Origin of the sequence: Pseudomonas sp. B21-021 (genome assembly GCF_024749205.1) — a bacterium.
GTDB classification, from domain to species: domain Bacteria; phylum Pseudomonadota; class Gammaproteobacteria; order Pseudomonadales; family Pseudomonadaceae; genus Aquipseudomonas; species Aquipseudomonas paraglycinae.
Genome location: NZ_CP087192.1, coordinates 301571 through 326247, shown reverse-complemented (window position 1 = coordinate 326247; position 24677 = coordinate 301571). Strand labels below are relative to the sequence as shown.

Here is a 24677-nt window from a genome sequence, read left to right as displayed (position 1 = left end):
TGTCTAGTCCTGAAATAGGTTTACACCTGTTTCACCCTAACGCCCGATGCACCGCATCGGGCGTTTTGTATTTTAAGGACAGGTGCGGGCGCTCCTGGTTGTAGATCAAGATCGCCTCCCGCACCATTTGCTCCGCTTGCGCCAAGTCTGTCGGCCGGTGGAGCAAGAGCTCTGTCTTCAAGATGCCATTGACCCGCTCTGCCAAGGCGTTTTGGTAGCAGTCGTAGCCATCAGTCATTGAGCACGTAATGCCATGTTTGACATGGAGCTTTTGATATAGCGCCGAGCAGTACTGCACACCTCGATCCGAGTGATGAACCAGTTTCTGGCGTGTTCGACGCGTCTTCAAGGCCATACGCAAGGCTTGAGCCACTGAGTCGGCATGCAAGCTGCCATGCACGTGATAGCCGACGATCTTTCTTGAGAAGGCATCCGTCACCAGACTCAAATAGACCGGATCATCACGTTTGGTGGACAGATAAGTGATATCGGCCACCCAAACCTGTTCCGGACCGGTAGCGACAACTTGCGACGGGCCTGGTTTGAGCAGATTGGGATGGCAGCGGAAGTGATGATGACTGTCGGTCGTTTTGTGATAAGCCCGCTTCCTGCGGACCAGTTGGCGGTAATCACGCAAGACCGCCAATAACCGATCGCGGCCGACATGCAGCTCCTGTTTCTCACGCTCCGCGTGCATCAACGAGTGCAATTTGCGGGCGCCAATGCAGGGTTGGCGTACTCGGATTGTCTGCACAAACTGGATGAGTTTCTGATCTTGCTCGATGCGAGCCCGATAGACGCGATTACGTTTGTAAAAGGCTTGGCGACTGATCCCCATAAACTGGCAAGCCCTGCTGACACTCAGGGTTTGGGTTTGCGCAACGACTTGCCGGGCCGCTTTTTTACGACAGAGACGCCGTAGTCGTTCTTCAGTACATCCACCACGTCTTCAAAAAACTTGGCTTTCTGATTCGCCAGCGCCAACTGCTCCTCAAGTTCTTTGATTCTCTGCTCGGGTGTTAAGGGCAAAGTGGGCTCGTCCATCGGTCGGTTCCTTTGGGAACGAATGGAGGCGCCTTGGCTCCAGTCTTGCCGACCATGCTTGCGTAACCAAACCAACACCGTCGACCGACCCTGAATTCCGTAGCGCCGTTGAGCCTCTTTATAACTCAACTCGCCTTTTTCGACTTGGTCGACAACCGACAATTTAAAAGTCAGCGTGTAATCGCGTTGACTGCGTTTTGCGCCCGAATCCATTGCACCCTCCTGATAAGAAGCCAGAAGGTGTAAACCTTATTCAGGACGAGACACTCCCACAAAAAAGGCCGCTTTGTGATCAAAGCGGCCTGTCCGAAGTAGCTAAAGACCGGCGAAAAACCGTTAAGTTCCGCCCAAAAATCAGCAACTTGCAGAATTGTATACAGGTCGTGCTATTCGTCGGATTTCGATTGTCACGCCCATTGCAGAGCCTCAGGATCGCGCCGTCATCCCTTTGAGGCTCCTCTATGAAGTTCTCCTCGATTCTCTTGTTGTCCCTTGGCCTGGTCAGTGGCTTCGCTTCTGCCGGAGGCACCACCGAAGCAGGTGTGGGCGGCGCATTGGGCGGGGTTCTTGGCTCGGTCGTCGGTCAATCGTTAGGCGGCAGTACAGGTTCAACCATTGGCGCAGCCCTGGGCGGCGCGGGTGGTAGTGCGGTCGGCGCCGACAAGCGCAGCCGTGGCGAAGCGGCCATCGGTGGTGCGCTGGGCGCAGCCGGCGGCAACGTGGTCGGCCGCAGCATGGGCGGCACCACCGGCAGCCTGATCGGCGCAGCAGCCGGCGGCGGCGCGGGTGGCGCGCTGGGCAACTACATGGGCAACAAGAGCGATGACGACGATCGTCATTACGACCGTGGTCGTGACCGTCGCTACTACCGTGACGACCACCGTGGTCGCGGTCATGCCTACGGCCATCGCAAGCATCACAAGTACTATCGCCACCGCTGAGGCGAAGGCTTGAAGAAAAATCGCAGCTCCCCCGGGCTGCGATTTTTTTTGCCTGTCACACCGTCAGGCGTTCCAGCGCATCGCGCAATGGGGCCGGAATCGACACCGGCTGATTGGATGCCCGGTCGACGAATACATGCACGAAACGTCCGGCGGCACAGGCTTCCTGTTCTCCCTCCTTGAACACCGCCAGTTCGTATTGCACCGAACTGTTGCCCAGCTTGCCGACCCGCAGACCAATCTCGATTCGATCCGGAAAAGCGATCGACGCGAAATAGTCGCAGGACGAACTCACCACAAACCCCACCACCTCGCCGTCATGGATATCCAGCCCTCCGACCTGGATCAGGTACGTGTTCACCGCCGTGTCGAAGAAGCTGTAATAGGTGACGTTGTTGACGTGGCCGTAGGCGTCGTTGTCATGCCAGCGCGTGGTGATCGGCTGGAAGTGCGGGTAATCGCTGCGTTGCGGCATCGGGTTGGACATCAGTGTCGATTCCTGGAGTGATCTGCCCAGTCTAAAGGTAAAAACCCTTGCCTCGCGCCGCCAGCTCGCCGATCAATGGCGCCGGCCGCCAGTGGTCGCCCTGCCGGGTTTCCAGCGCCAGCAATCGCTTGTGAATGTCGGCCAGCCCCTGATCATCCGCCCAGGCCATCGGTCCGCCCCGCTCCGCCGGGAAGCCATAGCCATTCAGGTAGACCTGATCGATGTCATGCGCCGACTCGGCAATCCCTTCCTGCAGGATCTTCGCGCCTTCATTGACCAACGCCAGCAAGCACCGCTCAAGGATCTCCTCCGAGCCGATATCCCGCCGATGAAATCCCAACCCTTCGCTGACGCTCAACACCAGCGCATCGACCTCGGGATCATGCTCGGCCTGACGGCTGCCCGGCTCGTAATGGTAATAGCCATTACCGGACTTCTGACCGAAGCGACCCTGTTCGCACAAGCGGTTATCCACCTGAACCTCGGGCGCGTCCTGCCCCTTGCCGGCCAGCTCGCGGGCACGCCACTCGAGATCGATGCCGACCACGTCGTACATGCGAAACGGCCCCATGGCGAAACCGAAGCTCTGCAATGCCGCATCGACCTGGTGCGGGTACGCCCCTTCGAGCAACATCTTGCGTGCTTCAAGCACATACGGATGCAGCATACGGTTGCCGATAAAACCGTGGCAGTTGCCCGACACCACACTGACCTTGCCCATGCGTTTGCCCAGCTCAAGCGCCGCTTCAAGCACTGCCGGTGAGGTCTGCGCGCCACGGACGATTTCCAGCAATTTCATGATGTGCGCCGGGCTGAAGAAATGCAGGCCCAGCACTTGAGTCGGGCGTCGTGTCGCGGCGGCAATGGCGTCGATGTCCAGCGCCGAGGTATTGCTCGCCAGCAGCGCCTCGGGCTTCAGCACGCCATCGAGCTCGCGGAAGATCTTCTGCTTGAGTTCGAGGTTTTCGTACACCGCTTCGATCACCAGGTCGACGTTGCGAATCGCCACATAGTCTGGCGCCGCACTGATACGGGCAATCCGCGCATCGGCCTCGGCCTGGTCGATCCGTCCCTGCCGCACGTTGTGCGCGTAGATATCGGCCACCGTGGCCAGCGCCTGTTCGAGCATTTGTGGATTGTTATCGACCCACTGCACTGACACGCCGGCGTTGGCCAGGCACATGACGATGCCGCGGCCCATGGTGCCGGCGCCGATCACGGCGGCCTGCTGAATAGCGAAGGATGTCTGGCTCATGTTGTTCTCTTGTTGGCGATCCGAAGACAGCCATCACCATAGTCAGCCACCGGGCATTTTTGAAGTTCATTGCCGTGATGATCGACATTCAGCAGATGGATTCGAGACCTCAAAGATGTGTCTGAGCCCAGGCCCGAACCTCGGCGTAAGGATATTCCTCCAGCGCCGCAAACCCGGAAATGGCCCGGGCCTTGAGCTTGGTAAACAACGGCACGCTGATTCCGCACAGGAATCGGGTCAATCGCTCCGCCGACGGAGCACTGCCAGCGTGCTGCTGATGCCTGTGGATAAAATCGCCGCACAACGCCGCAAAATTTTTATCCACAAGCGCCGGCAGTTCCGGAGGCGCCGGCAACCGGGCGACGTGCCCGTGACACACCGAGCAATGTCCGCACTGCTGCGGCGCATTGTGATCGCCAAAATATTCGGCCAGCCGATATCCGAGGCATCGCTCGGTGGCGAACAGCTCGAGCATGGCGTGAATCCGCGCCACTTCGGTTTGCTCATGGCGGGTGAAATACTCATGCAGTTCAGCGCTCAGGGCCTGGCTGTCGAAATCGCCGCGCAGGACGTTGTAGACCTCGGTCATTTGCTTGCTCTCAAGCTCGACCCAGCCCTTTTCCTGAAAGTAATCCAGCGCCTTCACCACCCGATTGCGCTCGGCGGAATACTGCTCGTACATCGCCTCGAAATTCACCGTAGCCCAGGTGCGTGCGCGGCTTGAGGTCTGGATGATCGCGGCGACGAAATCCCTCCGTTCACCTTCGAAACGCTCAAGCAACGCCTCGGGCTCCAGCAGGTATTTGAAACGGTATTCGGCGTAGTACGCGTAGCGCGGGGCAATCAGTCCTCGCAGCTCCAGTTGCACCAGTAACGTCTTCAAAGGCAACGAACGGATGTTGCTCTGGTCCGCCAGCGGCCCGAGCAGAAATTCCCATTGGCCTTCGGGTGCGGCGGCCTGCAATTCGTCGAGCACGTGACGAATACCGTCCTGTTCCGGCGTGTCGCCATACACGAAGTTTTCCAGCACATTGAGGCTGTCGCGGTTGGCCAGCACCAGGCAGTCGGACGGCTGCCCGTCACGCCCGGCGCGGCCGATTTCCTGGCTGTAGTTTTCGATGGATTTGGGCAGGTCGAAATGCACCACGTTGCGGATGTCGCTCTTGTCGATGCCCATGCCGAAGGCGATGGTGGCGACGATGCAATTGGACTGCCCGCCCATGAAGCGCTTCTGGATCGCGTCCCGTTGCTCATGGGGTAAACCGGCGTGATAAGCCTCGGCCTGAATGCCATTGCGCTCAAGATGTTCGGCAATCTGCTCGGCGGTTTTCTGCAGGGTGACGTAGACAATACTCGGCTGGCCCGCGCGCTCGCTCATCCACTCCACCAGCCGTCGGCGCTTGTCCTGCCCACGCACCGGCTCGACCAGCAGATTGAGGTTGGGCCGATAGAAACCGGTGGTCACCACATCTTCTGCCGCGATGGCGAATTTCGCCTGCATGTCGGCGATCACTTTCGGCGTCGCCGTGGCAGTCAGCAACAGGGTTTGCGGGATGTTGAACTGGCGCTGGTAGTCCGGCAGCTTGAGGTAGTCGGGACGGAAGTTGTGGCCCCATTCGGAGATGCAGTGCGCCTCGTCCACCACCAGCAGCGAGATCGGCACCTGCTGCAAAAAGTTGCGAAAGCGCTCGTTCTTCAAACGCTCCACGGAAATCATCAGGATCTTCAGTTCGCCCGAACGGGCGCGCGCCATTACATCGTTGGCGTCTTCGCGGCTCTGCGCCGAATCGATGCTGCCTGCCGAAATCCCGTGTCGTCGCAAAAACTCGAGCTGATCCTGCATCAACGCCAGCAGCGGCGAGACCACCAGCGTCAGGTGTGGCAGCAGGAGTGCCGGTACCTGGTAACAAAGGGACTTGCCGGAGCCGGTGGGAAATATCGCGGCGGCTGAGCGCCCGGCGAGAACGGCGCTGATTGCGGTCTCCTGGCCGGGTCGAAACTGTGGATAACCGAAAACCTGTTCCAGGGTGTTGTGCATTCGCTGTCACTCCGTTGACCGCTGTGATGCCAACAGCCTAGCGGGCGATCGCAGCGAGTCGAGAAAAGGTCGGGGGTCAAATCGATACGGGATGATACCCGACGACCTCCAGCCTTTGGCCAACGTCGTGACGGCGGGGCCGTGACAGCGGGACTACGGCTGCAACACCGCCACTCGCAATTGCTCGTTCAACAGCTGCTCATGCACGCCCTGGCTTTTGCTGGCCCACAGTGCATGGGCCGGGCTGATATCACCGGTGAATGCCGCCGCCAACTGACGCAGGTCGGCGACACTGCGCACCCGAGGACAGAACGCTTGCTCGTCGCAGTTCTGGCTGGCGTTGCGATAGGTGGTGAGCAAACGATCCCATAGGCCGTCACGCACTTGGCGGATCGACTTGAGCTGCACATGCGGCACGCCCAGACGTTGTTTCAGCCCGGACTCATCCAGGCCTTCGCTGGCCAGCAGTGCCTTGCCGAACATCAGCACTTCGGCGCGGGACGCCGTGTCGATGCTGGCCTGGGTCGTGAGTGCGTCCGGCCATTCGGTGCGCTCCACTTGGGTGAGCACCAGTCCATTGCCCGCCTCGGAGGCCAACGCCAAACGACAACCACCCGCCCATAGCAAAACGATCGAGGCCATTCGTAGCCACTGCATACCTAATTCCCTTTAAGTCTGTGTCGGACGTTTGGAAACACCCCACGGATTCTGGCGCGCACCATACAGATGTTTAACGGGAATCGCCCGACAAACACGTAGGAAATTTCGCCCATCAGGGTTTGGCTGTGAAAAAGCCGCAAAAACGCGTAGGGCAAATGCCCGTACCCCGGAAAAACCCCTACGAATTCTGTCCATTGTGGCTGTCTTGTCCCACTCGACGGCGCCCTTCTATAGTGGCCGGCGCGACTGAAAACACTGTGTCGGCCCGCCGAAGCGACTTCGTAAAGGACACGCCTCAACCATGAACATGTTCACACCGCTGAATACTCGTTTTCGCCCTCTCAAGACCTGCGACGGCGACAACCCGGTAATGGTCATCGACACCGCAGCAGCACCGGGTGATTTGCTCAATGCCGCCGATCAGCGCCTGCGTGCCGCCAGTGACCTGCTGGAAACTCTTTACTGTTTGTGTTTCAAACAGGCCGATATCCCCAACATCGTCAATGCGCTTTATTTGTTGACGCAGGACGGCTGTGACTTGCTGGAAGTTGCCAGACAGCAAATAAATAGTTAAAGCCAGCTGACCAACTTACAAAGTTCGCAACAACCCATCGCTTCCATTACAACAAAGATTGGAACTAGCCTGTTTGCTCTTACATCAATCAAGAGCAACAACATGACTACGCTGACTATTTTCTTTTGCGGTACAGGTTCGACAAAGTTTGATAACGCCCACGAAAACTATTGGGACGGTGAATTGGTTTCCACACTTGCCTCTCATCACGTCGGTCGTGAGTTCGCCGAATGGATCGTGGTCGATGGCCCCGGCACCAGTAACCTGCAAGCCGATGAACTGTTCACCCAATCCAAGGACTACGGCCTCAGCGGGACCTTGTTCGGCAAGGGCTGGGAGGAAAACGTCCTGCACGCGATGAACATCATCAAAGGCAAGTGCGACTGGCAGCGCGAGCAACTGACCGAAGTGGAATACAACCGCCTCAAAGCCGCCGGCATTCCGATTGAAGAAGTAAAAGTCGAAGGCTCCTGGCTGTGGCGTAAATATAACTATGGCGATCGCAGCGTCACGCAACAGAAGTTACAGGAACAGATTATTAAAACCTTTCGCAAGGACGGTGTTATTCCAACAAAAGTCAATCTGGTGGGCTGGAGCCGCGGCGGCATCAGTTGCCATATGCTGGCCAATGCCATGTTCAACGACAGTGCACTGAAAAACATCCCAGTGAATATCTTTGCCATCGACCCGGTACCAGGTATTGGCAACTTTCAGGAACAACGGGTAAAGCTCAACGTCAACGTAAAAGAATATGTGGGTTTCTATGCACGGGATGAGCGCTCCAAGGGCTTCAGTTGCGTCATCCCGCAAACCGCGACCGGCACCAAGACCAGCATCTTCCCCATGCCTGGCCGTCACGCCACCCTGGTCGGCAACGCCTCCGCCGACGGCAACAGTGGTCCAAAAGTGCTGGCCGAACCCGGCCTCATCGTCCGCCACTTTGCCGAGGTCTGCCTGAAACGCTGGGGCACCGTACTCGACAAAAACCTCAACCTCACCGACGCCGACCTGCGCAACCATGCCGCCACCATCGTCAACGCGGCAGCGAAATACAAGGCCATGGAGAAGTGCTCCTACACCTGGTTCACCGAACTGGATCAAGGCGAGCGTTACGTTTCGCTGGGCAGCAAAGGCGTTCCGTTTTCGACGGTGAAAGGCACGATCTACAGCCCGGCGACCGGGCTGACCACGAGTGTGCTGGATGTTGAGGGGTATCGGGCGATTCGTTGAAAACCGTGATTGAACTGTAGGAACAGCCTGCCGGAATCTGCATCCCGTTCCTACACGCAGCGGCGCCTTGTCTTCTATCGGCGCCAGTGGGCTGAAACCTATAGTTGTGACTGTCGCTGCCAATTCAGCGACTCGGGCTTGGTCACCCGAATGGATCATGCATTCGCGTCCGCTGTATGCTGCCGGCACTCAATTGCCAGCAGCGTTATGGTGGCTGTGTTTGGGACGCTTTCGAGCGTGCCGGGTATGTGCATGATCCTCACCGGTTGACCAACCCGAACACAGTCGCCTCCAGTCGCTTGGTCACGATGTGGTGGCTTCATTCGAAGCAATTGAGGATCTAAAAAATGAAATCATGGAACGAGCTCCACTCCGATCGCTACCGCCCACTCGACTCCAACCTCACCGACACCAAGCCCCTCGTCATCGACACCGAAGCCAACCCGCAAGACATCCTCGAATGCGCCGTCCAGCGCCTGCGCGCCTCAAGCGACCTGCTGCAAACCCTCTACTGCCTCTGCTTCAAACACGCCGACGTAGAAGACATCCCGCACATCACCCACGCGCTCTACCTTCTCACCAAAGACGGCTATGACCTGCTCCAGGTCGCCCAGCAACGAATGCTCAACTGGAAAGCGCCGGCCTGACGAATTCCTCGGCAGGCGTGTTCACAGCTAGAACTGCCTGCCCCTATCTCGAACACTGACGCTGACATCTCCGGCGCGAAACTTAAGGATCAGAATTTTGCAAACTATTATTGATTGCGTACGATGGGAGCCATTGTTCAACCAAGGGCTTGCCTTCATGACCACTGAAACCATTGATCACAGCACTCTCACGCGGCTGTTTGAGAACGGTTCGATCAGTAGCGCACATATCGTCGCCAAACCCGGTGGCTGGTCGATTCAGATTCAGCAAGGAAGCAAAGAATACTCACTGACCGCACAACGCAGTGGCCAGGTACGTCTGTTCAAGCGGCTTGAAACACTGGTGACCTACCTGCAAGGAGTGGGCATCAATCACTTCGATGTGGACGCCTCCAGTTACGACCCCCTACAGATAAAAACCTATGCTCGCCCTGATCGCGCCGAAGCGATGAAACAAGCTCATGAAGCAGCTGCGTATGAAGAATGGGTCAAGCAACAGGTACAAATCAGCATTGATGACCCAAGACCCAGCGTCAGCGATGAAGACGCTCGCAGGATATTTGCCGCCAAACGGGATGCCCTGCGTCAGCGAGCACGTTGATGAGGTTGGTCTGGCGCCAAGAAGCGCTGGATGACCGAGACAACATCATGGAGCGTATCAGCCAGGAAAATCCCGTTGCAGCGATTGAACTCGATGAGGCCTTCGAACTGAAAGGAGAAAGCGCTCGCCAGCACCCAGCCCTGTACCGAAAAGGTATCGCGGAAGGTACCCGCGAAATCGTCGTCACTCCAAACTACGTCATCATCTACGCAATCAAAGTTGACGTTGTGGAAGTACTACGAGTGCTGCATACCAGACGGCAATGGCCATGATGGCTGGAGAGAAAATGCTCAGGGGATTCGCGGCTCCTTAAGTAGCATTATTCTGGCTGTTTAACGCGGATTGTGCGGGAATAATGGCAGTTGATCTGACAATGAAATCCAACCCGTCACCCACAAAAAAGCCGCCCTCAAGAGGCGGCTTTTTCATTCACCAAAACTAAGTCTTACAACTTAGGCCCGGCAGCCTTGATCGCGTCGCTCACTTCGAACTTCTTGAAGTTCTCGATGAACAGACCGGCCAGTGCTTTGGCAGCTTCGTCGTACGCAGCCTTGTCAGCCCAGGTGTTGCGTGGGTTGAGCAGGTTGGTTTCGACGCCCGGTACGGCCAGTGGCACGTCCAGGTTGATGGTGTCCAGGTGCTCGGTGGCTGCACCGATCAGCGCGCCGCTCTGGATCGCTGCGATCACTGCACGAGTGGTCGGGATGTTGAAGCGTTTGCCGACGCCGTAGCCACCGCCGGTCCAGCCGGTGTTGACCAGGTAGACCTTGGAGCCGAAGCCGCGGATGCGCTTGATCAGCAGCTCAGCGTATTCGCCGGCCGGACGCGGGAAGAACGGTGCGCCGAAGCAGGTGGAGAAGGTCGACTTGATGCCGCTGCCCGAACCCATTTCAGTCGAGCCCACCAGAGCGGTGTAGCCGGACAGGAAGTGGTAGGCCGCTTGTTCTTCGTTGAGGATCGACACTGGCGGCAGGACGCCGGTCAGGTCGCAGGTCAGGAAGATCACAGCGTTTGGCTCGCCGCCCAGGTTCTTCTCGGAACGCTTGGCAACGTGCTCCAGCGGGTAGGCCGCGCGGCTGTTCTGGGTCAGGCTGACATCGGCGTAGTCGGCGTGCTTGGCATCGTCGATCACGACGTTTTCCAGCACCGCGCCGTGCTTGATGGCTTTCCAGATGACCGGCTCGTTCTTCTCGGACAGGTCGATGCACTTGGCGTAGCAACCGCCTTCGATGTTGAAGACAACGCCTTCGCCCCAGCCGTGTTCGTCGTCACCGATCAGGTAACGGCTTTCGTCGGCGGACAGGGTGGTCTTGCCGGTGCCCGACAGACCGAAGAACAGGGTCACGTCGCCTTCTTCGCCGATGTTGGCAGCGCAGTGCATTGGCAGCACGTCAGCGGCCGGCAGCAGGAAGTTCTGCACGGAGAACATGGCTTTCTTCATTTCACCGGCGTAACGCATGCCGGCGATCAGCACTTTCTTCTGGGCGAAGTTGATGATCACGCAACCGTCGGAGTTGGTGCCGTCACGCTCAGGCACGCACTCGAAGTTGGCGACGTTCAGCACTTGCCACTCTTCGCGACCGGCCGGGTTGTACTGAGCCGGGTTGATGAACAGGTAACGACCGAACAGGTTCTGCCAGGCAGTCTGGGTGGTCATCTTCACGGCCAGGTAGTGATCTTCGGCCGCGCCTACATGCACGTGGGAAACGAAATGCTCTTGCGCGTTGTTGAATGCTTCAACACGAGCCCACAGCGCGTCGAACTTGTCGGCCGGGAACTTGCGGTTGATCGGGCCCCAGGCGATTGCAGCCTGGGTGGAAGGCTCTTCAACGATGAAACGGTCGACTGGCGAACGGCCGGTGCGATGACCGGTGCGAACAACCAGAGCGCCGGTATCGGCAAGCTCGCCTTCACCGCGGTTCAGGGCTTCTTTTACCAGATCATCAACACTCAGATCGGTGTACACGGCGTTATTGGCTTGCGTCATGAGGTTCCCCGTCGGCCAGTGGCCGAGTGTGCTCCAAACGTTTTGTAGTAGAAAGTCGTGCACTACTACCGCGAAAAAAGTGGGCCGGATTATGCCAGAAAAGCCCAAAAAGAGTAGGGCCCTCCCGTCGTAACGGCGTTATTCCGTCGTTGAGCAGTGAATTTACCTGCGCTGAACCGTTTTAGTGCCGGGTATCTGACGGCGTCTCGACGCCCGCGCCAGCGAACAATTGAGCGATATCTGCCGCATCGAACAGGTAGCGCTGGTTGCAGAACTGGCAATCGATCTCGACTTTTCCACCTTGCTCGGCCACGAGCGCCTGCGCATCTTCCAGACCCAGGCTGACCAGCGCATTGCCCGAACGCTCGCGGGAGCAGCTGCAGTGGAAGCGCAGTTTCTGCACATCGAACAGACGAACCTGCTCTTCATGGTAGAGGCGATGCAGGACTGTTTCGTTGTCCAGGCTCAACAGTTCATCAGCGGTCAGGGTGTTGCCCAGCGCGGTGATGTGCTGCCAGCTGGCTGCGCGCTCTTCTTCGTCTTTCAGGCGATCGGCCGGCAGTTGCTGCAGCAACAGACCACGGGCACGACGGCCATCGGCGCACAGCTTGAAGCGAGTGCCGACCTGCTGGGACATGACGAAATAGTTGGTGAAGCAGTCGGACAGGGTTTCGCCGTCGAGGTCGACGATGCCCTGATAACGCTGGCCGGCGATCGGGTCGACGGTCAAGGCCAGGACACCGTTCGGCATCAGGTCGCCGAGGGTCGCATCGGCCGGAATCTGCTCGGCGTGATAGCGCGCCAGGCCACGGATTTCGCGCTCGCTGGAGCATTCGATCATCAGTAGCGGGATCGGGCCTTCGGAGCGGGCCTGAAGAATCAGCAAGCCATCGAATTTCAGGGTGCCCACCAGCAACGACGCGGCAGCCATCAGTTCGCCCAGCAATTGCGCAACCGGTTCCGGGTACGGGTGCTTGGCGAGCACTTCGGCATAGCTGCGCTCCAGCGACACCAGTTCGCCGCGCGTGTCGCTGTCATCGAAGATGAAGCGTTGGGTGTAATCGGTATCGAGGAAATCGGTCATAGGTCTGGGTATCTGAATGTGATGACAAAATGGTTACAAAGAATGAAAATCCCGCGCTTCTGGCATCCTTTTTGATGCCGATGTTCAGCCACGGGAGGCATTTTATGAACAATCCGGGTTTGTTCCAATCAAGGTGGAACCTCGGCCGGCTGGTTCTGTGCAACATCGTGCCATTGGCACTACTGGCTTTCTGGTTATGGCCTACGGGTCAGATGCTGTGTGTGATTTTCGACGAGTGGCTGTTCCGCACACTCAATGCACCGCTGGCCAGCAACCCCATATGGCTCCACATCTGGGCAATTGCAAGTCTGCGACCGTTCGACATCGTCGTCGGCCTGATTCTGCTGATGCTGCTGATCAAGGGCGACTGGGTGTTCAGGGCGATTGAAGTACGCCGCGCCTTTTTCGGATTTTTTTCGATCCTGCTGCTGATGGTGGTGATCCGCACGCTGTTTTCCAAGTTCGCCGATCACATGGGCTGGCAGCACAGCAGCCCGTCGATGGTGCTCGAAGGCGCAGTGCACATCAGCGATTACTTCCCGCACCTGGAGAAGACCTGGGAACTGAAGGACCGCTCGAGTCAGAGCTTCCCCGGTGACCACGCTTCGGTGCTGCTGATCTGGGCACTGTTCATGGGCGTGTTCAGTCGCACGGTCGGCCAGTTCCTGGTGATCTGGGGTCTGGCGCTGCTGTTCATGTTGCCGCGTCTGGTTGCCGGAGCACATTGGGGCCAGGACGATTACATCGGCGGCATGCTGTTGGCGGTGTGGGCACTGGGCTGGGGTTATTACACGCCGTTTGCTTATCACGCGGCGAACTTCTGGCTGAAGGTCACGGCGCCGGTTTTCCGGCTGCTGGGCAAACTGCCGGTGGTTTCGCGAATGAGTGTGGTGTCCGCGCAGTAATCAACGGTTACTGAAAAAAACGCAGCCGCCGGCGGGTCTTGAACCCAGGCCGGCAGGCTGCGTTTTTTTATTCGCCGCTACTGTTCCCACGAAACTTGAACAGATCCCGACGCTGCTTCTTGCTCGGTTTGCCGTCGGTGGTCACGCCCAGGGCGCCCGCCTTGCGCATCGCCGCAGCCGCTTCACGTTTGGCAATACTCGCCTCGGTCTCGGCATACAGCGTCTGCGCCTCAGGTGCACCGCGACGCACGATCGACAGGGCCTGAACCACAACGGTCTTCTCATCGAAGCCCGTGCGAATCTCGAACTCATCGCCAATGCGTGGCTCTTTGCCAGGCTTGCAGCGCTCTCCCCGACAATGCACCTTGCCGCTCTCGATGGCCGCCTTGGCCAAAGCGCGAGTCTTGAAAAAACGCGCGGCCCACAGCCACTTGTCGAGACGGACCTTGTCGTCCTCTTCCTGTTTTTGCGCCATATGAATTCCTCGTTCAGCCAGTAGTCGGAACTGTACTACCGATTCTGTCGGGCGCAAGAATCCGGCCCTCCAGATAAACTGTGATCTTCGCCGGTTCAACGGCATGGAGTGATCGAGTGACCAAATTTCCGTCTTCATTGACCTCGCCCAAGTCCGGGTGCCTGGGCTGCCAGCAAAGCGAGCCGCTGGGCTTCGATTTTTCGTTCGCTTATCAGCCCATCGTGGATCTGCGTGACGAATCGGTGTACGCCTATGAGGCACTGGTCCGTGGTGCGGCTGGTGAAGGCGCTTTAACGGTGTTGGATCAGGTTACAGAAGATAACCGCTACCGTTTCGACCAGCTCTGCCGGACTCGCGCCATCGAAGGCGCAGCCGAGCTTAATATGCAGACACACTTGTCGATCAACTTCATGCCCAACGCCGTCTATCGTCCAGAGTTATGCATTCGCAGCACCCTGGAGGCTGCCAGAAAACACAATTTCCCGATCGACCGGCTGATTTTCGAAACACTGGAAAGCGAGCACGTAGATAACTATCGCCATTTGACCAATATTCTGCGTGAATACCGCGAATTCGGCTTCAAGACGGCCATCGACGATTTCGGTGCCGGCTATTCGGGGCTCAATCTGCTGGCCGATTTCCAACCGGACCTGATCAAGCTCGATATGGCGCTGATCCGCGATATCGACCTTGACCGTGTTCGTCAGGCTATCGTTCGGGGGATTGTCACAATCTGTGCGGAGTTGGACGTTACAGTCATCGCCGAAGGCATAGAGAGTGCGGGTGAACGGGATTTCCTGGCGGACTGCGGAATATTTCTGATGCAGGGTTACTGGTTCGCCAGACCCGCATTCAAAGCGTTAGCCCAGGTGTCCCCTGAAGCGTGGACGCGTTAATCGTTGGTTTTTTCCATTGAAGACATTTGACCATTTGACCGTTATCGGTCTGCGCGAGTGGGTGGCGCTTCCGGATCTGGGAGTCGCTGGCCTTCGGGCAAAAATCGACACCGGCGCCAGCACCTCCAGCCTGCATGCCACCGACATCGAGCCGTTCGAACGCGACGGCGAGAAATGGGTGCGCTTCACTGCGCACCTGGGCACTGTCGTGCAGTTGCGTCATCGGCGATGCGAAGCGCCACTGGTCGCCCGCAAGACCATCAAGAGTTCGAACGGTCAGGCCCAGGTGCGCTACGTGATCAGCACCACCCTGGCCCTGGGTGACCGGGTCTGGCCGATCGAGTTCACCCTCGCTTGCCGCAAGTCCATGCGCTATCGCCTGTTGCTCGGTTCCAAAGCCCTGATCGACGGCCAGCTGGTGGTCAATCCGGGCATCAAATATGTACAAGACAAGCCGGTGTTCCCGGTATCTACCTCCTCCACAGGTGTTGCATGAAGATCGCTGTGCTGTCGCGGAACCCGCGTCTGTATTCCACCCGCCGTCTGGTCGAAGCCGGAACCGAACGCGGGCATGAAATGGTGGTGATCGACACCTTGCGCGCCTATATGAACATTGCCAGCCACAAGCCGCAGATCCACTACCGCGGCAAGCCGCTGGAGGGTTTCGATGCAGTGATCCCGCGGATCGGCGCGTCGGTGACGTTTTATGGCTGCGCAGTGTTGCGCCAGTTTGAAATGATGGGGGTGTTCCCGCTCAACGAATCGGTGGCCATCGCCCGCTCGCGGGACAAGCTGCGTTCGCTGCAATTGCTGTCGCGCCGGGGCATCGGTTTGCCGGTGACCGGCTTCGCCCACTCGCCGGACGATATTCCCGACCTGATCGACATGGTCAACGGCGCACCGCTGGTGATCAAGGTGCTGGAAGGCACTCAGGGCATCGGCGTGGTGTTGTGTGAAACCGCGACGGCGGCAGAGTCGGTGATCGAGGCCTTCATGGGCCTGAAGCAGAACATCATGGTGCAGGAATACATCAAGGAGGCCGGCGGCGCCGACATCCGCTGCTTCGTGGTCGGCGACAAGGTGATCGCGGCGATGAAGCGTCAGGCCAAGCCCGGCGAGTTCCGCTCCAACCTGCACCGGGGCGGCAGTGCCAGCCTGATCAAGATCACCCCGGAAGAACGCATGACCGCGCTGCGTGCAGCCAAGGTCATGGGGCTGTCGGTGGCAGGTGTGGATATCCTGCGTTCCAACCACGGGCCGCTGGTGATGGAAGTGAACTCGTCACCGGGTCTGGAAGGCATCGAAACCACCACGGGCAAGAACGTGGCGGGGATCATCATCGAGCATCTCGAGAAGAATGGCGGGCCGAACATGACCCGCACAAAAGGCAAGGGTTGAACCTTGAATCAGGCGGCCGCAAGGCCGCCTGAAACTTAAACCGCGTCTCGCGGCAGCATCAATCCCAGCGGCAACCGAACCCGTGCTTCCAGTCCGCCACCGGAGCGGTTGCGCAGTTCGACATTGCCGCCGTGCATCGAAGCAATCCGCTTCACAATCGCCAGTCCCAGTCCGGTGCCCTTCCCGCCACGCGCACGATCGCCCCGGGTGAACGGGTTGAAGATCGCCTCAAGTTCGGAAGGGTCGATCCCCGCCCCACGGTCCATCACGCTCAGCACCACGTACGGCGCACTGGTGTCACCGGACACATAGGCCGCGACGTCCACACTGCCGCCGGCATGGTTCAGCGCGTTGCCAATCAGGTTGTTCAGCAAGCGTTTCATCGACACCCGACGCAGCGGGAACGGCTGGATCGGTTCCAGGCGCAGGCGCACTTTCTCTTCGGTCTGGTTATAGGGCGCCGCCACTTCGCGCACCAGATCGCTGAGGTCCACCTCCTCTACCGACTCGTCCCGACCATCGCGAATGAAGGCGAGGAACTGGTCGAGGATCGCGTCCATGTCTTCGATGTCGCGCACCATGTCGTCGGTCAGGTCGGTGCGGTCGCCCATCAACTCCAATGACAGCCGCAGACGGGTCAGCGGGGTCCGCAAGTCATGGGATACCCCCGCCAGCATCAGCTCACGCTCGCGACCGGCCTGCTCGACGTCTTCGGCCATCTGGTTGAAGGCGCGATAAACCTCGGCCATTTCGCTGGGGGTGTCGCTGATCGGCAGGCGCACGCTGCGGCCCTGGCCGAGTTGCCGGGCGGCATAAACCAGACGCTTCAGTGGCTGGTTAAGCTGGCTGACGAAAATCCACGCAGACGCCGTGGACAGCAGGCCGATCGCCAGGAACCAGCCGAGCACGTTCCAGATTTTCTGGCCACGCAACGGGTGCGGGTACAACGGCACTTTCAACCAGCCATCACCGAGGCTCGGCGCGCGAACCCACAAGGCCGGCGGCGAGTGCATGCGCAAGCGCACTTCGGTGTCGGCACCCAGTTCCGCCTGCATCTGCCGCTGGTAGATTTCACTGTACGGCCAGTGCTGTTCGCCTTCCGGCACACCGGCGCCGACCACCCGGATCAAGGTCGCGGCATCGGCGATTTTCGCGCGGTTCTCTTCGTCGGCGGCCCAGTAGGCACGCAGCGTCAGGGCGACGCCGTGGCTGTATTGCCGATCCACCAGCACGTCCTCGTTCATCAACAGATAAACCAGGGTCAATGCCTTGGAAAACAATACGACGATGAGCACCAGCCACAGGGTGCGGGAGAAGAAACTTTGGGGGAACCAGACGGGGGTTTTCATGGATAACCGCTACACACTTGCAGGAGCGAGCAATGCTCGCATATTGCGGATTGCGAGTCTGCGCTGACGGCGTTTCCGACCGTTTCCCGCAGACCCGCTCCTACAAATCACCCATCACTTGGTGGAGTTGCCATCCGGCACGAACACGTAGCCGACACCCCAGACGGTCTGGATGTAGCGCGGCTTGGACGGATCGGGTTCGATCATCCGGCGCAGACGGGAAATCTGCACGTCGATGGAACGCTCCAGGGCATCCCACTCGCGGCCACGGGCCAGGTTCATCAGCTTGTCGCGGGTCAGCGGCTGACGGGCGTTCATCACCAGGGCCTTGAGCACCGCAAACTCACCGGTGGTGAGCATGTGCACTTCGTCGCCGCGTTTGAGTTCGCGGGTGGCCAGGGACAGCACGTAGTCGCCGAACGTGACGTTTTCTTCTTCACTGCCCGGCGCGCCCGGCACCGGCGCGGCCTGACGGCGCAACACGGCTTTGACGCGAGCCATCAGCTCGTCCGGGTTGAACGGCTTGGCCAGGTAATCGTCGGCGCCCAGTTCCAGGCCCTTGATACGGCTCAGCTCGTCGCCCTTGGCGGTGAGCATGATGATCGGAATCTGATTGTTCGCGCCACGCAGGCGGCGGCAAGCGGTCAGGCCGTCTTCGCCCGGCAGCATCAGGTCGAGGACGACCAGGTTGAACACTTCACGCGACAGCAGACGATCCATCTGCTCGGTATTCGGTACGGCGCGGGCACGGTAGCCCTTGCTGACGAAAAAGCGTTCCAGCAGGCTGCTCAGCCCCGGATCGTCGTCAACGATGAGAATTTTTTCGCCTTCAGCAGTTTGTGCAGTGCTGCTCATTGGATGCTCCTTTTAGCTCGGCGCGCATTATGGCGTAGCTGCCGTTATACGCACCGTGTGCATTGTTAGCAGATTTTTCCTTCACTGCCAGAAAACCGGGGCTTGTGCCTACAGACTGCGTCGCCCCCGAATGACAGAACGCTGGTTATAATGCGCGGCCTTTTGTGTCAGGCAACGTCTGAATCGTTACCGCAGGTGGCCGTCCTTTATTTTCATGGGCGCCGCAGTAATTGTTCGATTTCACGGGTCAATGGGATGCCTTTTGACCCAGGCAGCGGCCAGCATCAAGCCGCCCCACCAGACTCCGGGCCTTCATTTACGCGCCTGCGAGCCTGCTTTCACAATTTGTCAGGTGGTTTTATGGACAGCATCAACAGCCGCATCGCCGAGGAACTCGGCGTACGCCCACAACAGGTCGAAGCGGCCGTCGCGCTACTCGATGAAGGCTCTACCGTTCCCTTCATCGCCCGTTACCGGAAAGAAGTGACCGGCAGCCTCGATGACACCCAATTGCGTCATCTGGAAGAGCGTCTGCGCTACCTGCGAGAACTCGACGAACGGCGCATCAGCATTCTTTCCAGCATCCAGGAGCAGGGCAAACTCACCCCTGAGCTGGAGCGCGAAATCAAACTCGCCGACACCAAGACCCGCCTCGAAGACTTGTACCTGCCGTACAAGCAGAAGCGCCGTACCAAGGGCCAGATCGCCTTGGAAGCCGGCCTCGGCGAACTGGCCGACGGTCTGTTCAACGACCCGTCGCTGGCCCCGGAAGCCGAAGCCGCGCGCTTCGTCGACGCCGAAAAAGGCGTGGCCGACGCCAAGGCAGCGCTGGAAGGCGCCAAGTACATCCTCATGGAGCGCTTCGCCGAAGACGCCAACCTGCTGGAAAAACTGCGCACCTACCTGAAACAGGAAGCCACCCTCAGTGCCCGCGTGATCGCCGGCAAGGAAGAAGAAGGCGCGAAATTCCGCGATTACTTCGAACACGACGAACCGCTGAAAAGCATGCCGTCGCACCGCGCGCTGGCGATTTTCCGTGGCCGCAACGAAGGCATTCTCAGCTCTGCACTGAAAGTCGGCGACGAACTGCCGGGCACCCTGCACCCGTGCGAAGGCATGATCGGTCAGCACGTCGGCATCCAGAACCAGAACCGTCCGGCCGACAAATGGCTGGGTGAAGTGGTGCGCTGGACCTGGAAGGTCAAGCTCTACACCCACCTGGAAACCGACCTGCTCGGCGAGCTGCGCGACGGCGCCGAAACCGAAGCGATCAATGTGTTCGCCCACAACCTGCACGACCTGCTGCTGGCCGCCCCGGCCGGCCCGCGCGCCACCCTGGGCCTCGACCCGGGCCTGCGTACCGGTTGCAAGGTCGCGGTGGTCGACTCCACCGGCAAGCTGCTGGATCACGCCACGGTTTACCCGCACGTGCCGCACAACAAATGGGATCAGACCATCGCCATTCTGGCCGCTCTGTGCGCCAAACATTCGGTCGACCTGATCGCCATCGGCAACGGCACCGCCAGCCGTGAGACCGACAAGCTGGCCATCGAGCTGATCAAAAAATACCCAGCGATGAAAATGACCAAGGTCATGGTGTCCGAAGCCGGCGCATCGGTGTATTCGGCATCGGAGCTGGCAGCCAAGGAATTCCCGGATCTGGACGTGTCGATCCGTGGCGCGGTATCGATTGCCCGTCGCCTGCAGGATCCACTGGCCGAACTGGTGAAAATCGATCCGAAATCCATCGGTGTCGGCCAGTACCAGCACGACGTGTCGCAGCTGAAACTGGCGCGTGGTCTGGACGCCGTAGTCGAGGACTGCGTGAACGCCGTGGGCGTGGACGTGAACACCGCCTCCGTGGCACTGCTGGCGCGGATCTCCGGCCTCAACGCGACGCTGGCGCAGAACATCGTGACTCACCGTGATGAGCACGGCGCGTTCAAGACCCGCGCCGCGCTGAAGAAAGTCGCGCGTCTGGGCGAGAAAACCTTCGAACAGGCCGCCGGCTTCCTGCGCGTGATGAACGGCGACAACCCGCTGGACTCCTCGGCCGTTCACCCGGAAGCCTATCCGCTGGTGCAACGCATCGCCGCTGAAACCGACCGCGACATTCGCTCGCTGATCGGCGACGCCTCGTTCCTCAAGCGTCTGGATCCGAAGAAATTCACCGACGAGACCTTCGGTCTGCCAACCGTCACCGACATCCTGCAGGAACTGGAAAAACCGGGCCGCGACCCGCGTCCGGAGTTCAAGACCGCCGAGTTCCAGGAAGGCGTCGAGGACCTGAAGGACCTGCAACTGGGGATGATCCTCGAAGGCGTGGTGACCAACGTGACCGCGTTCGGTGCGTTCGTCGACATCGGCGTGCATCAGGACGGTCTGGTGCACATTTCCGCGCTGTCGGAGAAATTCATCAAGGATCCGCGCGAAGCGGTGAAGGCCGGTGACGTGGTGAAAGTGAAGGTCATGGAAGTCGACATCCCGCGCAAACGCGTCGGCCTGTCGATGCGCATGAGCGACACCCCGGGCGAGAAGATCGACGGTGCCCGTGGCTCGCGTCCGGGCTCGGCGCAACGCCAGTCGCAGGGTTCGGCTCCGCGCAAGGAAAGCACCCCGGCGGCTCCAGCCAATAACGCGATGGCGTCGCTGTTTGCCAACGCCAAGCAGTTGAAGAAACGCTGATGGATATTCCGGCCGGGCTCGTCGAGAGCGCGTTTTTCAAGCTGTTGGGCTGCCGCCTGCACAGCCTGGAAACCGGGGTGGCGCAAGTCGCCCTGGCGCTGGAACCCGAACTGCGCAATCGCGGCGGCAAGCTGCACGGCGGCGCGCTGTTCAGTCTGGTGGATATCGCCATGGGGCTGGCCTGTTCCAGCACCCACGGCTTCGATCAGCAGAGCGCAACCATCGAGTGCAAGATCAACTACATCCGCGCCGTCTCTGAAGGCGAGGTAATGTGCACGGCGCGGGTGATCCACCCGGGCCGGCGCACGCTGGTGGTCGAAGCCGACGTGATGCAGGGCGACAAACTGGTCGCAAAAGCGCAAGGCACGTTCGCTGTCCTGTAGATGTTGTTCATCATTTTGAGTTAATTTCGGCGCTGTGATCGCAGCGTCGGAGTTTCCTGTGGGAGCGGGCTTGCCCGCGAATGGGGCGTATCAGCCAGTATCAACTTGTCTGACACACCGCTTTCGCGGGTAAGCCCGCTCCCACAGGGATCTCATTTTCTTCGCGTGTATCAGCCAGATTCAAGGATTGAAGTCGGCGTTTCCAACATGGGTTTAACCACCCGAAAACCAGGCGAAAACGCCAGTTTCAACTTCACCCTTGTAGACCGTCCTGCCCACCCCCATATTGGGGCGACTGACGCGTGAAGGAATCCAAATTGAGCGAACTTCTCAACCGCCGCCTGGCTCTGCTCGGCGAGCGCGCTAACCTCTCTCTGCTTGAGCAGTGCCTTCACGGTATCGAACGTGAATGCCTGCGCGTGACCGGCGAAGGCCGCCTGGCCCAAACGCCGCACCCTGAAGCCCTGGGTTCCGCGCTGACCAACGAACAGATCACGACCGACTATTCCGAGTCGCTGCTGGAGTTCATCACGCCCGCCCTGCCAGACCCGGCCGACACCCTGGCGAGCCTGGACAAGATTCATCGCTTCGCCTACAGCAAGCTCGGCAACGAGTACCTGTGGAGTCCATCGATGCCGTGCCCGTTGCCGGCCGAGGAAGACATCCCGATCGCCTATTACGGCACCTCCAACATCGGTCAGCTCAAGTACGTCTACCGCAAGGGTCTGGCCCTGCGTTACGGCAAGACCATGCAGTGCATTGCCGGGATTCACTACAACTTCTCCCTGCCGGAAAAGCTCTGGCCGTTGCTGAAAGAAGCCGAAGGCTTCGTCGGCACCGACCGGGATTTCCAGTCGTCGTCCTATATCGCGCTGATTCGTAACTTCCGCCGCTACAGCTGGCTGCTGATGTACCTGTTCGGTGCTTCGCCGGCGCTGGACGCCGGTTTCCTGCGCGGTCGTGCGCACCAGTTGGAACAGCTGGATCCGGACACCCTGTACCTGCCCTACGCCACCAGCCTGCGCATGAGCGACCTCGGTTACCAGAGCAACGCCCAGGCCGGCCTGACCCCTTGCTACAACGACCTGGCGAGCTACACCGACAGCCTGCGCAAAGCGGTGGCCACGCCGTACGCGCCGTACGTCGAAGTCGGCACGCATCAGGATGGCGAGTGGGTGCAACTGAACACCAACATCCTGCAGATCGAGAACGAGTACTACTCGAACATCCGCCCGAAACGCGTGACCTATACCGGCGAGCGGCCGATCCAGGCCTTGATGGCCCGTGGCATTCAGTACGTCGAAGTGCGCTGCCTGGACATCAACCCGTTCCTGCCGATGGGTATCGACCTCACCGAGTCGCGCTTCCTCGACGCGTTCCTGCTGTACTGCGCGCTGAACGAAAGCCCGCTGCTGACCAATAACTCCTGCGGCAACGCCACCTCCAACTTCCTCAGCGTGGTCAAGGAAGGCCGCCGTCCGGGCCTGCAATTGCAGCGCGACGGCCAACCGGTCGAGCTGAAGGAATGGGCCGCCGAACTGCTGGAAAAAATCGCTCCGCTGGCGGCGATGCTGGATCAAAGCCATGGCGGCGATGCCCACAGCAAGGCACTCGATGCGCAACTGGCCAAGGTCAAGGATTCGTCCCTGACGCCTTCGGCCCAGGTGCTGGCGGCGATGGCCGCGCACAAGGAAAGCTTCGCGCAATTCTCCCTGCGCCAGAGTCAGGCCCATGCCGAGTTCTTCCGCAGCGAGCCGTTGGCGGCTGAGGAACAAGCGAAGTTTGAAGAACTGGCGCGTTCGTCGCTGGCGCAACAGGCTGACCTTGAGCAGAACGAGGTGGGCGATTTCGACGTGTTTGTCGGGTCTTATCAGGCGAGTATTTTGGCGATCAGCAACTGATCGTTTGTCTTTGGATTGATCGTTCCCACGTCGAGGCATCGAACCGCCTGTGTGGTAACGCCTCACGCTGATGATCATTCTCACGCTCTGCGTGGGAATGCCTCAAGGGACGCTCTGCGTCCCAGTGACGCGGAGCGTCACAAGCTGAATTCCCACGCAGAGCGTGGGAACTATCAAATACTCCCCGGCTTAGATTTTTCCGCTCATAAGCTAATTCTAAAAAGTTATTTATTTCTAGATTCTTAGATCATTTAGTCTCCTTTCACGCCGACGCTCGGTCGCCTGATATGGAGCTCTTCAATGAAACTGAATTTCCCGCTTCGCCTGCTGGCCGTGGCCTCTCTGGCTGCCGCGAGTTTCCTGGCTCAGGCCGCCGACCTCACCGTCGCCTACCAGACTACCGTTGACCCGGCGAAAGTCGCCCAGGCCGACGGCGCCTACGAGAAAGCCACCAAGGCCGACATCAACTGGCGCAAATTCGATAACGGTGCCGACATCATCGCCGCCATCGCCTCCGGCGACGTGCAGATCGGCTACCTCGGTTCCAGCCCGCTGACCGCTGCAATCACCCGCAAAGTCCCGGTGGAAACCTTCCTCATCGCCACCCAGATCGGCGCCGCCGAAGCGCTGGTCGCCCGCGACGGCTCCGGCATCAAGACGCCGCAGGATCTGGTCGGCAAGAAAATCGCCGTGCCGTTCGTGTCCACCGGTCACTACAGCCTGTTGGCCGCACTGAAGCACTGGAACATCGACCCGTCGAAAGTCACCGTCCTCAACCTCGCCCCACCAGCGATCATTGCTGCGTGGAAACGCGGTGACATCGACGCCACCTACGTCTGGGATCCAGCGCTGGGTGTGGCCAAGGAAAACGGCAAAGTGCTGATCACTTCCGGTGAACTGGCCAAGTTCGGCGCGCCGACCTTCGACGCCTGGATCGTGCGCAAGGACTTCGCCGAGAAGCACCCGGAAATCGTCACCGCATTCGCCAAGGTCACCCTCGACGCCTACGCCGACTACCGCAAGGATCCGAAAGCCTGGCTCGCCAACCAGAGCAACGTCGACAAGCTGGTGAAGCTCTCCGGCGCCAAGGCCAGCGACATCCCATTGCTGCTGCAAGGCAACGTCTACCCGCTGGCGGCGGATCAGGTCAGTGACCTCGGCGCGCCGACCACCAAAGCCATCACCGACACCGCTGCGTTCCTCAAGGAGCAAGGCAAGGTCGAAGCGGTACTGCCGGACTACGCGCCGTACGTCAGCGCCAAGTACATCACCAACTGATCGG

24 protein-coding genes are annotated in these 24677 nt (G+C 59.4%); 14 read left to right on the top strand and 10 right to left on the bottom strand.

Going from position 1 to position 24677, the window contains the following annotated elements:
* Positions 1–31: 31 nt before the first annotated feature.
* Positions 32–1257 (bottom strand): IS3 family transposase gene (locus tag LOY31_RS01420; RefSeq protein ID WP_408980461.1). Its coding sequence is split into 2 segments (ribosomal slippage): positions 32–906 and positions 906–1257, totalling 1227 coding nucleotides; the frame shifts between segments, so codons are not numbered across the junction.
* Between the two features lie 248 nt (positions 1258–1505).
* Between LOY31_RS01420 and LOY31_RS01415 the strand changes: the two genes are divergently transcribed.
* Entirely contained in the window at positions 1506–1985 is a 480-nt protein-coding gene (locus tag LOY31_RS01415; RefSeq protein ID WP_085608624.1) for a YMGG-like glycine zipper-containing protein, read from the top strand.
* Between the two features lie 55 nt (positions 1986–2040).
* Here the strand turns inward: LOY31_RS01415 and LOY31_RS01410 are convergent, their stop codons facing one another.
* From LOY31_RS01410 to LOY31_RS01395, 4 genes are all read right to left on the bottom strand, one after another.
* Positions 2041–2472, bottom strand: a complete 432-nt coding sequence (locus LOY31_RS01410) for a thioesterase family protein (protein WP_085608623.1) — start codon at positions 2470–2472, stop codon at positions 2041–2043.
* A 31-nt stretch (positions 2473–2503) separates the two neighbouring features.
* Positions 2504–3727, bottom strand: coding sequence for a 3-hydroxyacyl-CoA dehydrogenase (locus tag LOY31_RS01405; RefSeq protein WP_085608622.1), 1224 nt, complete (start codon positions 3725–3727; stop codon positions 2504–2506).
* 109 nt (positions 3728–3836) lie between these two features.
* Complete coding sequence (locus LOY31_RS01400) at positions 3837–5765, bottom strand: ATP-dependent DNA helicase RecQ (RefSeq protein WP_221533609.1); 1929 nt, start codon at positions 5763–5765, stop codon at positions 3837–3839.
* Positions 5766–5918: 153 nt separating this feature from the next.
* Entirely contained in the window at positions 5919–6422 is a 504-nt protein-coding gene (locus LOY31_RS01395) for a polysaccharide deacetylase (RefSeq protein ID WP_085608620.1), read from the bottom strand.
* 304 nt (positions 6423–6726) lie between these two features.
* Between LOY31_RS01395 and LOY31_RS01390 the strand changes: the two genes are divergently transcribed.
* From LOY31_RS01390 to LOY31_RS01370, 5 genes are all read left to right on the top strand, one after another.
* Positions 6727–6999 (top strand): hypothetical protein, encoded by a 273-nt coding sequence (locus LOY31_RS01390; protein ID WP_258712737.1) that lies wholly within the window; start codon positions 6727–6729, stop codon positions 6997–6999.
* A 102-nt stretch (positions 7000–7101) separates the two neighbouring features.
* Positions 7102–8229, top strand: coding sequence for a hypothetical protein (locus tag LOY31_RS01385; RefSeq protein WP_221533607.1), 1128 nt, complete (start codon positions 7102–7104; stop codon positions 8227–8229).
* 347 nt (positions 8230–8576) lie between these two features.
* Positions 8577–8876, top strand: coding sequence for a hypothetical protein (locus LOY31_RS01380; protein WP_007952679.1), 300 nt, complete (start codon positions 8577–8579; stop codon positions 8874–8876).
* Positions 8877–9033: 157 nt separating this feature from the next.
* Positions 9034–9477: a hypothetical protein gene (locus LOY31_RS01375; protein ID WP_039764743.1), complete on the top strand. Its 444-nt coding sequence runs from the start codon at positions 9034–9036 to the stop codon at positions 9475–9477.
* Positions 9477–9749, top strand: a complete 273-nt coding sequence (locus LOY31_RS01370; RefSeq protein ID WP_085608617.1) for a type II toxin-antitoxin system RelE/ParE family toxin — start codon at positions 9477–9479, stop codon at positions 9747–9749. The genes LOY31_RS01375 and LOY31_RS01370 overlap by 1 nt, the downstream gene beginning before the upstream one ends.
* A gap of 173 nt (positions 9750–9922) precedes the next feature.
* Here the strand turns inward: LOY31_RS01370 and LOY31_RS01365 are convergent, their stop codons facing one another.
* Both LOY31_RS01365 and hslO read right to left on the bottom strand, forming a co-directional pair.
* Positions 9923–11464 carry a phosphoenolpyruvate carboxykinase gene (locus LOY31_RS01365; RefSeq protein ID WP_258712736.1) on the bottom strand — a complete coding sequence of 514 codons (1542 nt, stop codon included), beginning with the start codon at positions 11462–11464 and terminating at the stop codon, positions 9923–9925.
* A gap of 181 nt (positions 11465–11645) precedes the next feature.
* The gene (gene hslO, locus LOY31_RS01360) at positions 11646–12548 is read right to left on the bottom strand and encodes an Hsp33 family molecular chaperone HslO (RefSeq protein ID WP_085608616.1); all 903 of its coding nucleotides are present in this window, start codon (positions 12546–12548) and stop codon (positions 11646–11648) included.
* A 104-nt stretch (positions 12549–12652) separates the two neighbouring features.
* Here hslO and LOY31_RS01355 point away from each other — a divergent pair, with 104 nt between their 5' ends.
* The gene (locus LOY31_RS01355; RefSeq protein WP_221533606.1) at positions 12653–13453 is read left to right on the top strand and encodes a phosphatase PAP2 family protein; all 801 of its coding nucleotides are present in this window, start codon (positions 12653–12655) and stop codon (positions 13451–13453) included.
* Between the two features lie 67 nt (positions 13454–13520).
* Here LOY31_RS01355 and LOY31_RS01350 read toward each other — a convergent pair whose 3' ends face one another.
* Positions 13521–13928 carry an RNA-binding S4 domain-containing protein gene (locus tag LOY31_RS01350; protein WP_007952687.1) on the bottom strand — a complete coding sequence of 136 codons (408 nt, stop codon included), beginning with the start codon at positions 13926–13928 and terminating at the stop codon, positions 13521–13523.
* A 116-nt stretch (positions 13929–14044) separates the two neighbouring features.
* Between LOY31_RS01350 and LOY31_RS01345 the strand changes: the two genes are divergently transcribed.
* From LOY31_RS01345 to rimK, 3 genes are read left to right on the top strand one after another with little or no spacing between them, the layout of a single operon-like run.
* Positions 14045–14824 carry an EAL domain-containing protein gene (locus tag LOY31_RS01345; RefSeq protein WP_221533605.1) on the top strand — a complete coding sequence of 260 codons (780 nt, stop codon included), beginning with the start codon at positions 14045–14047 and terminating at the stop codon, positions 14822–14824.
* A gap of 49 nt (positions 14825–14873) precedes the next feature.
* On the top strand, positions 14874–15320 hold the full coding sequence (locus LOY31_RS01340; RefSeq protein ID WP_170844915.1) for an ATP-dependent zinc protease: 447 nt from the start codon (positions 14874–14876) through the stop codon (positions 15318–15320).
* Complete coding sequence (gene rimK / locus LOY31_RS01335) at positions 15317–16222, top strand: 30S ribosomal protein S6--L-glutamate ligase (RefSeq protein ID WP_007952690.1); 906 nt, start codon at positions 15317–15319, stop codon at positions 16220–16222. The genes LOY31_RS01340 and rimK overlap by 4 nt, the downstream gene beginning before the upstream one ends.
* Before the next feature lie 35 nt (positions 16223–16257).
* Here the strand turns inward: rimK and LOY31_RS01330 are convergent, their stop codons facing one another.
* Positions 16258–17571, bottom strand: a complete 1314-nt coding sequence (locus LOY31_RS01330) for an ATP-binding protein (protein WP_007952691.1) — start codon at positions 17569–17571, stop codon at positions 16258–16260.
* A gap of 114 nt (positions 17572–17685) precedes the next feature.
* Positions 17686–18426 (bottom strand): two-component system response regulator OmpR, encoded by a 741-nt coding sequence (gene ompR / locus LOY31_RS01325; RefSeq protein WP_007952694.1) that lies wholly within the window; start codon positions 18424–18426, stop codon positions 17686–17688.
* A gap of 360 nt (positions 18427–18786) precedes the next feature.
* Here ompR and LOY31_RS01320 point away from each other — a divergent pair, with 360 nt between their 5' ends.
* From LOY31_RS01320 to tauA, 4 genes are all read left to right on the top strand, one after another.
* Positions 18787–21111: a Tex family protein gene (locus LOY31_RS01320; protein ID WP_258712735.1), complete on the top strand. Its 2325-nt coding sequence runs from the start codon at positions 18787–18789 to the stop codon at positions 21109–21111.
* Positions 21111–21494: a PaaI family thioesterase gene (locus LOY31_RS01315; protein WP_007952699.1), complete on the top strand. Its 384-nt coding sequence runs from the start codon at positions 21111–21113 to the stop codon at positions 21492–21494. Before LOY31_RS01320 ends, LOY31_RS01315 begins: the two co-directional genes overlap by 1 nt.
* A 317-nt stretch (positions 21495–21811) precedes the next feature.
* Entirely contained in the window at positions 21812–23395 is a 1584-nt protein-coding gene (gshA, locus tag LOY31_RS01310; RefSeq protein ID WP_085608612.1) for a glutamate--cysteine ligase, read from the top strand.
* A gap of 300 nt (positions 23396–23695) precedes the next feature.
* The gene (gene tauA / locus LOY31_RS01305) at positions 23696–24673 is read left to right on the top strand and encodes a taurine ABC transporter substrate-binding protein (RefSeq protein WP_007952702.1); all 978 of its coding nucleotides are present in this window, start codon (positions 23696–23698) and stop codon (positions 24671–24673) included.
* Positions 24674–24677: the final 4 nt, after the last annotated feature.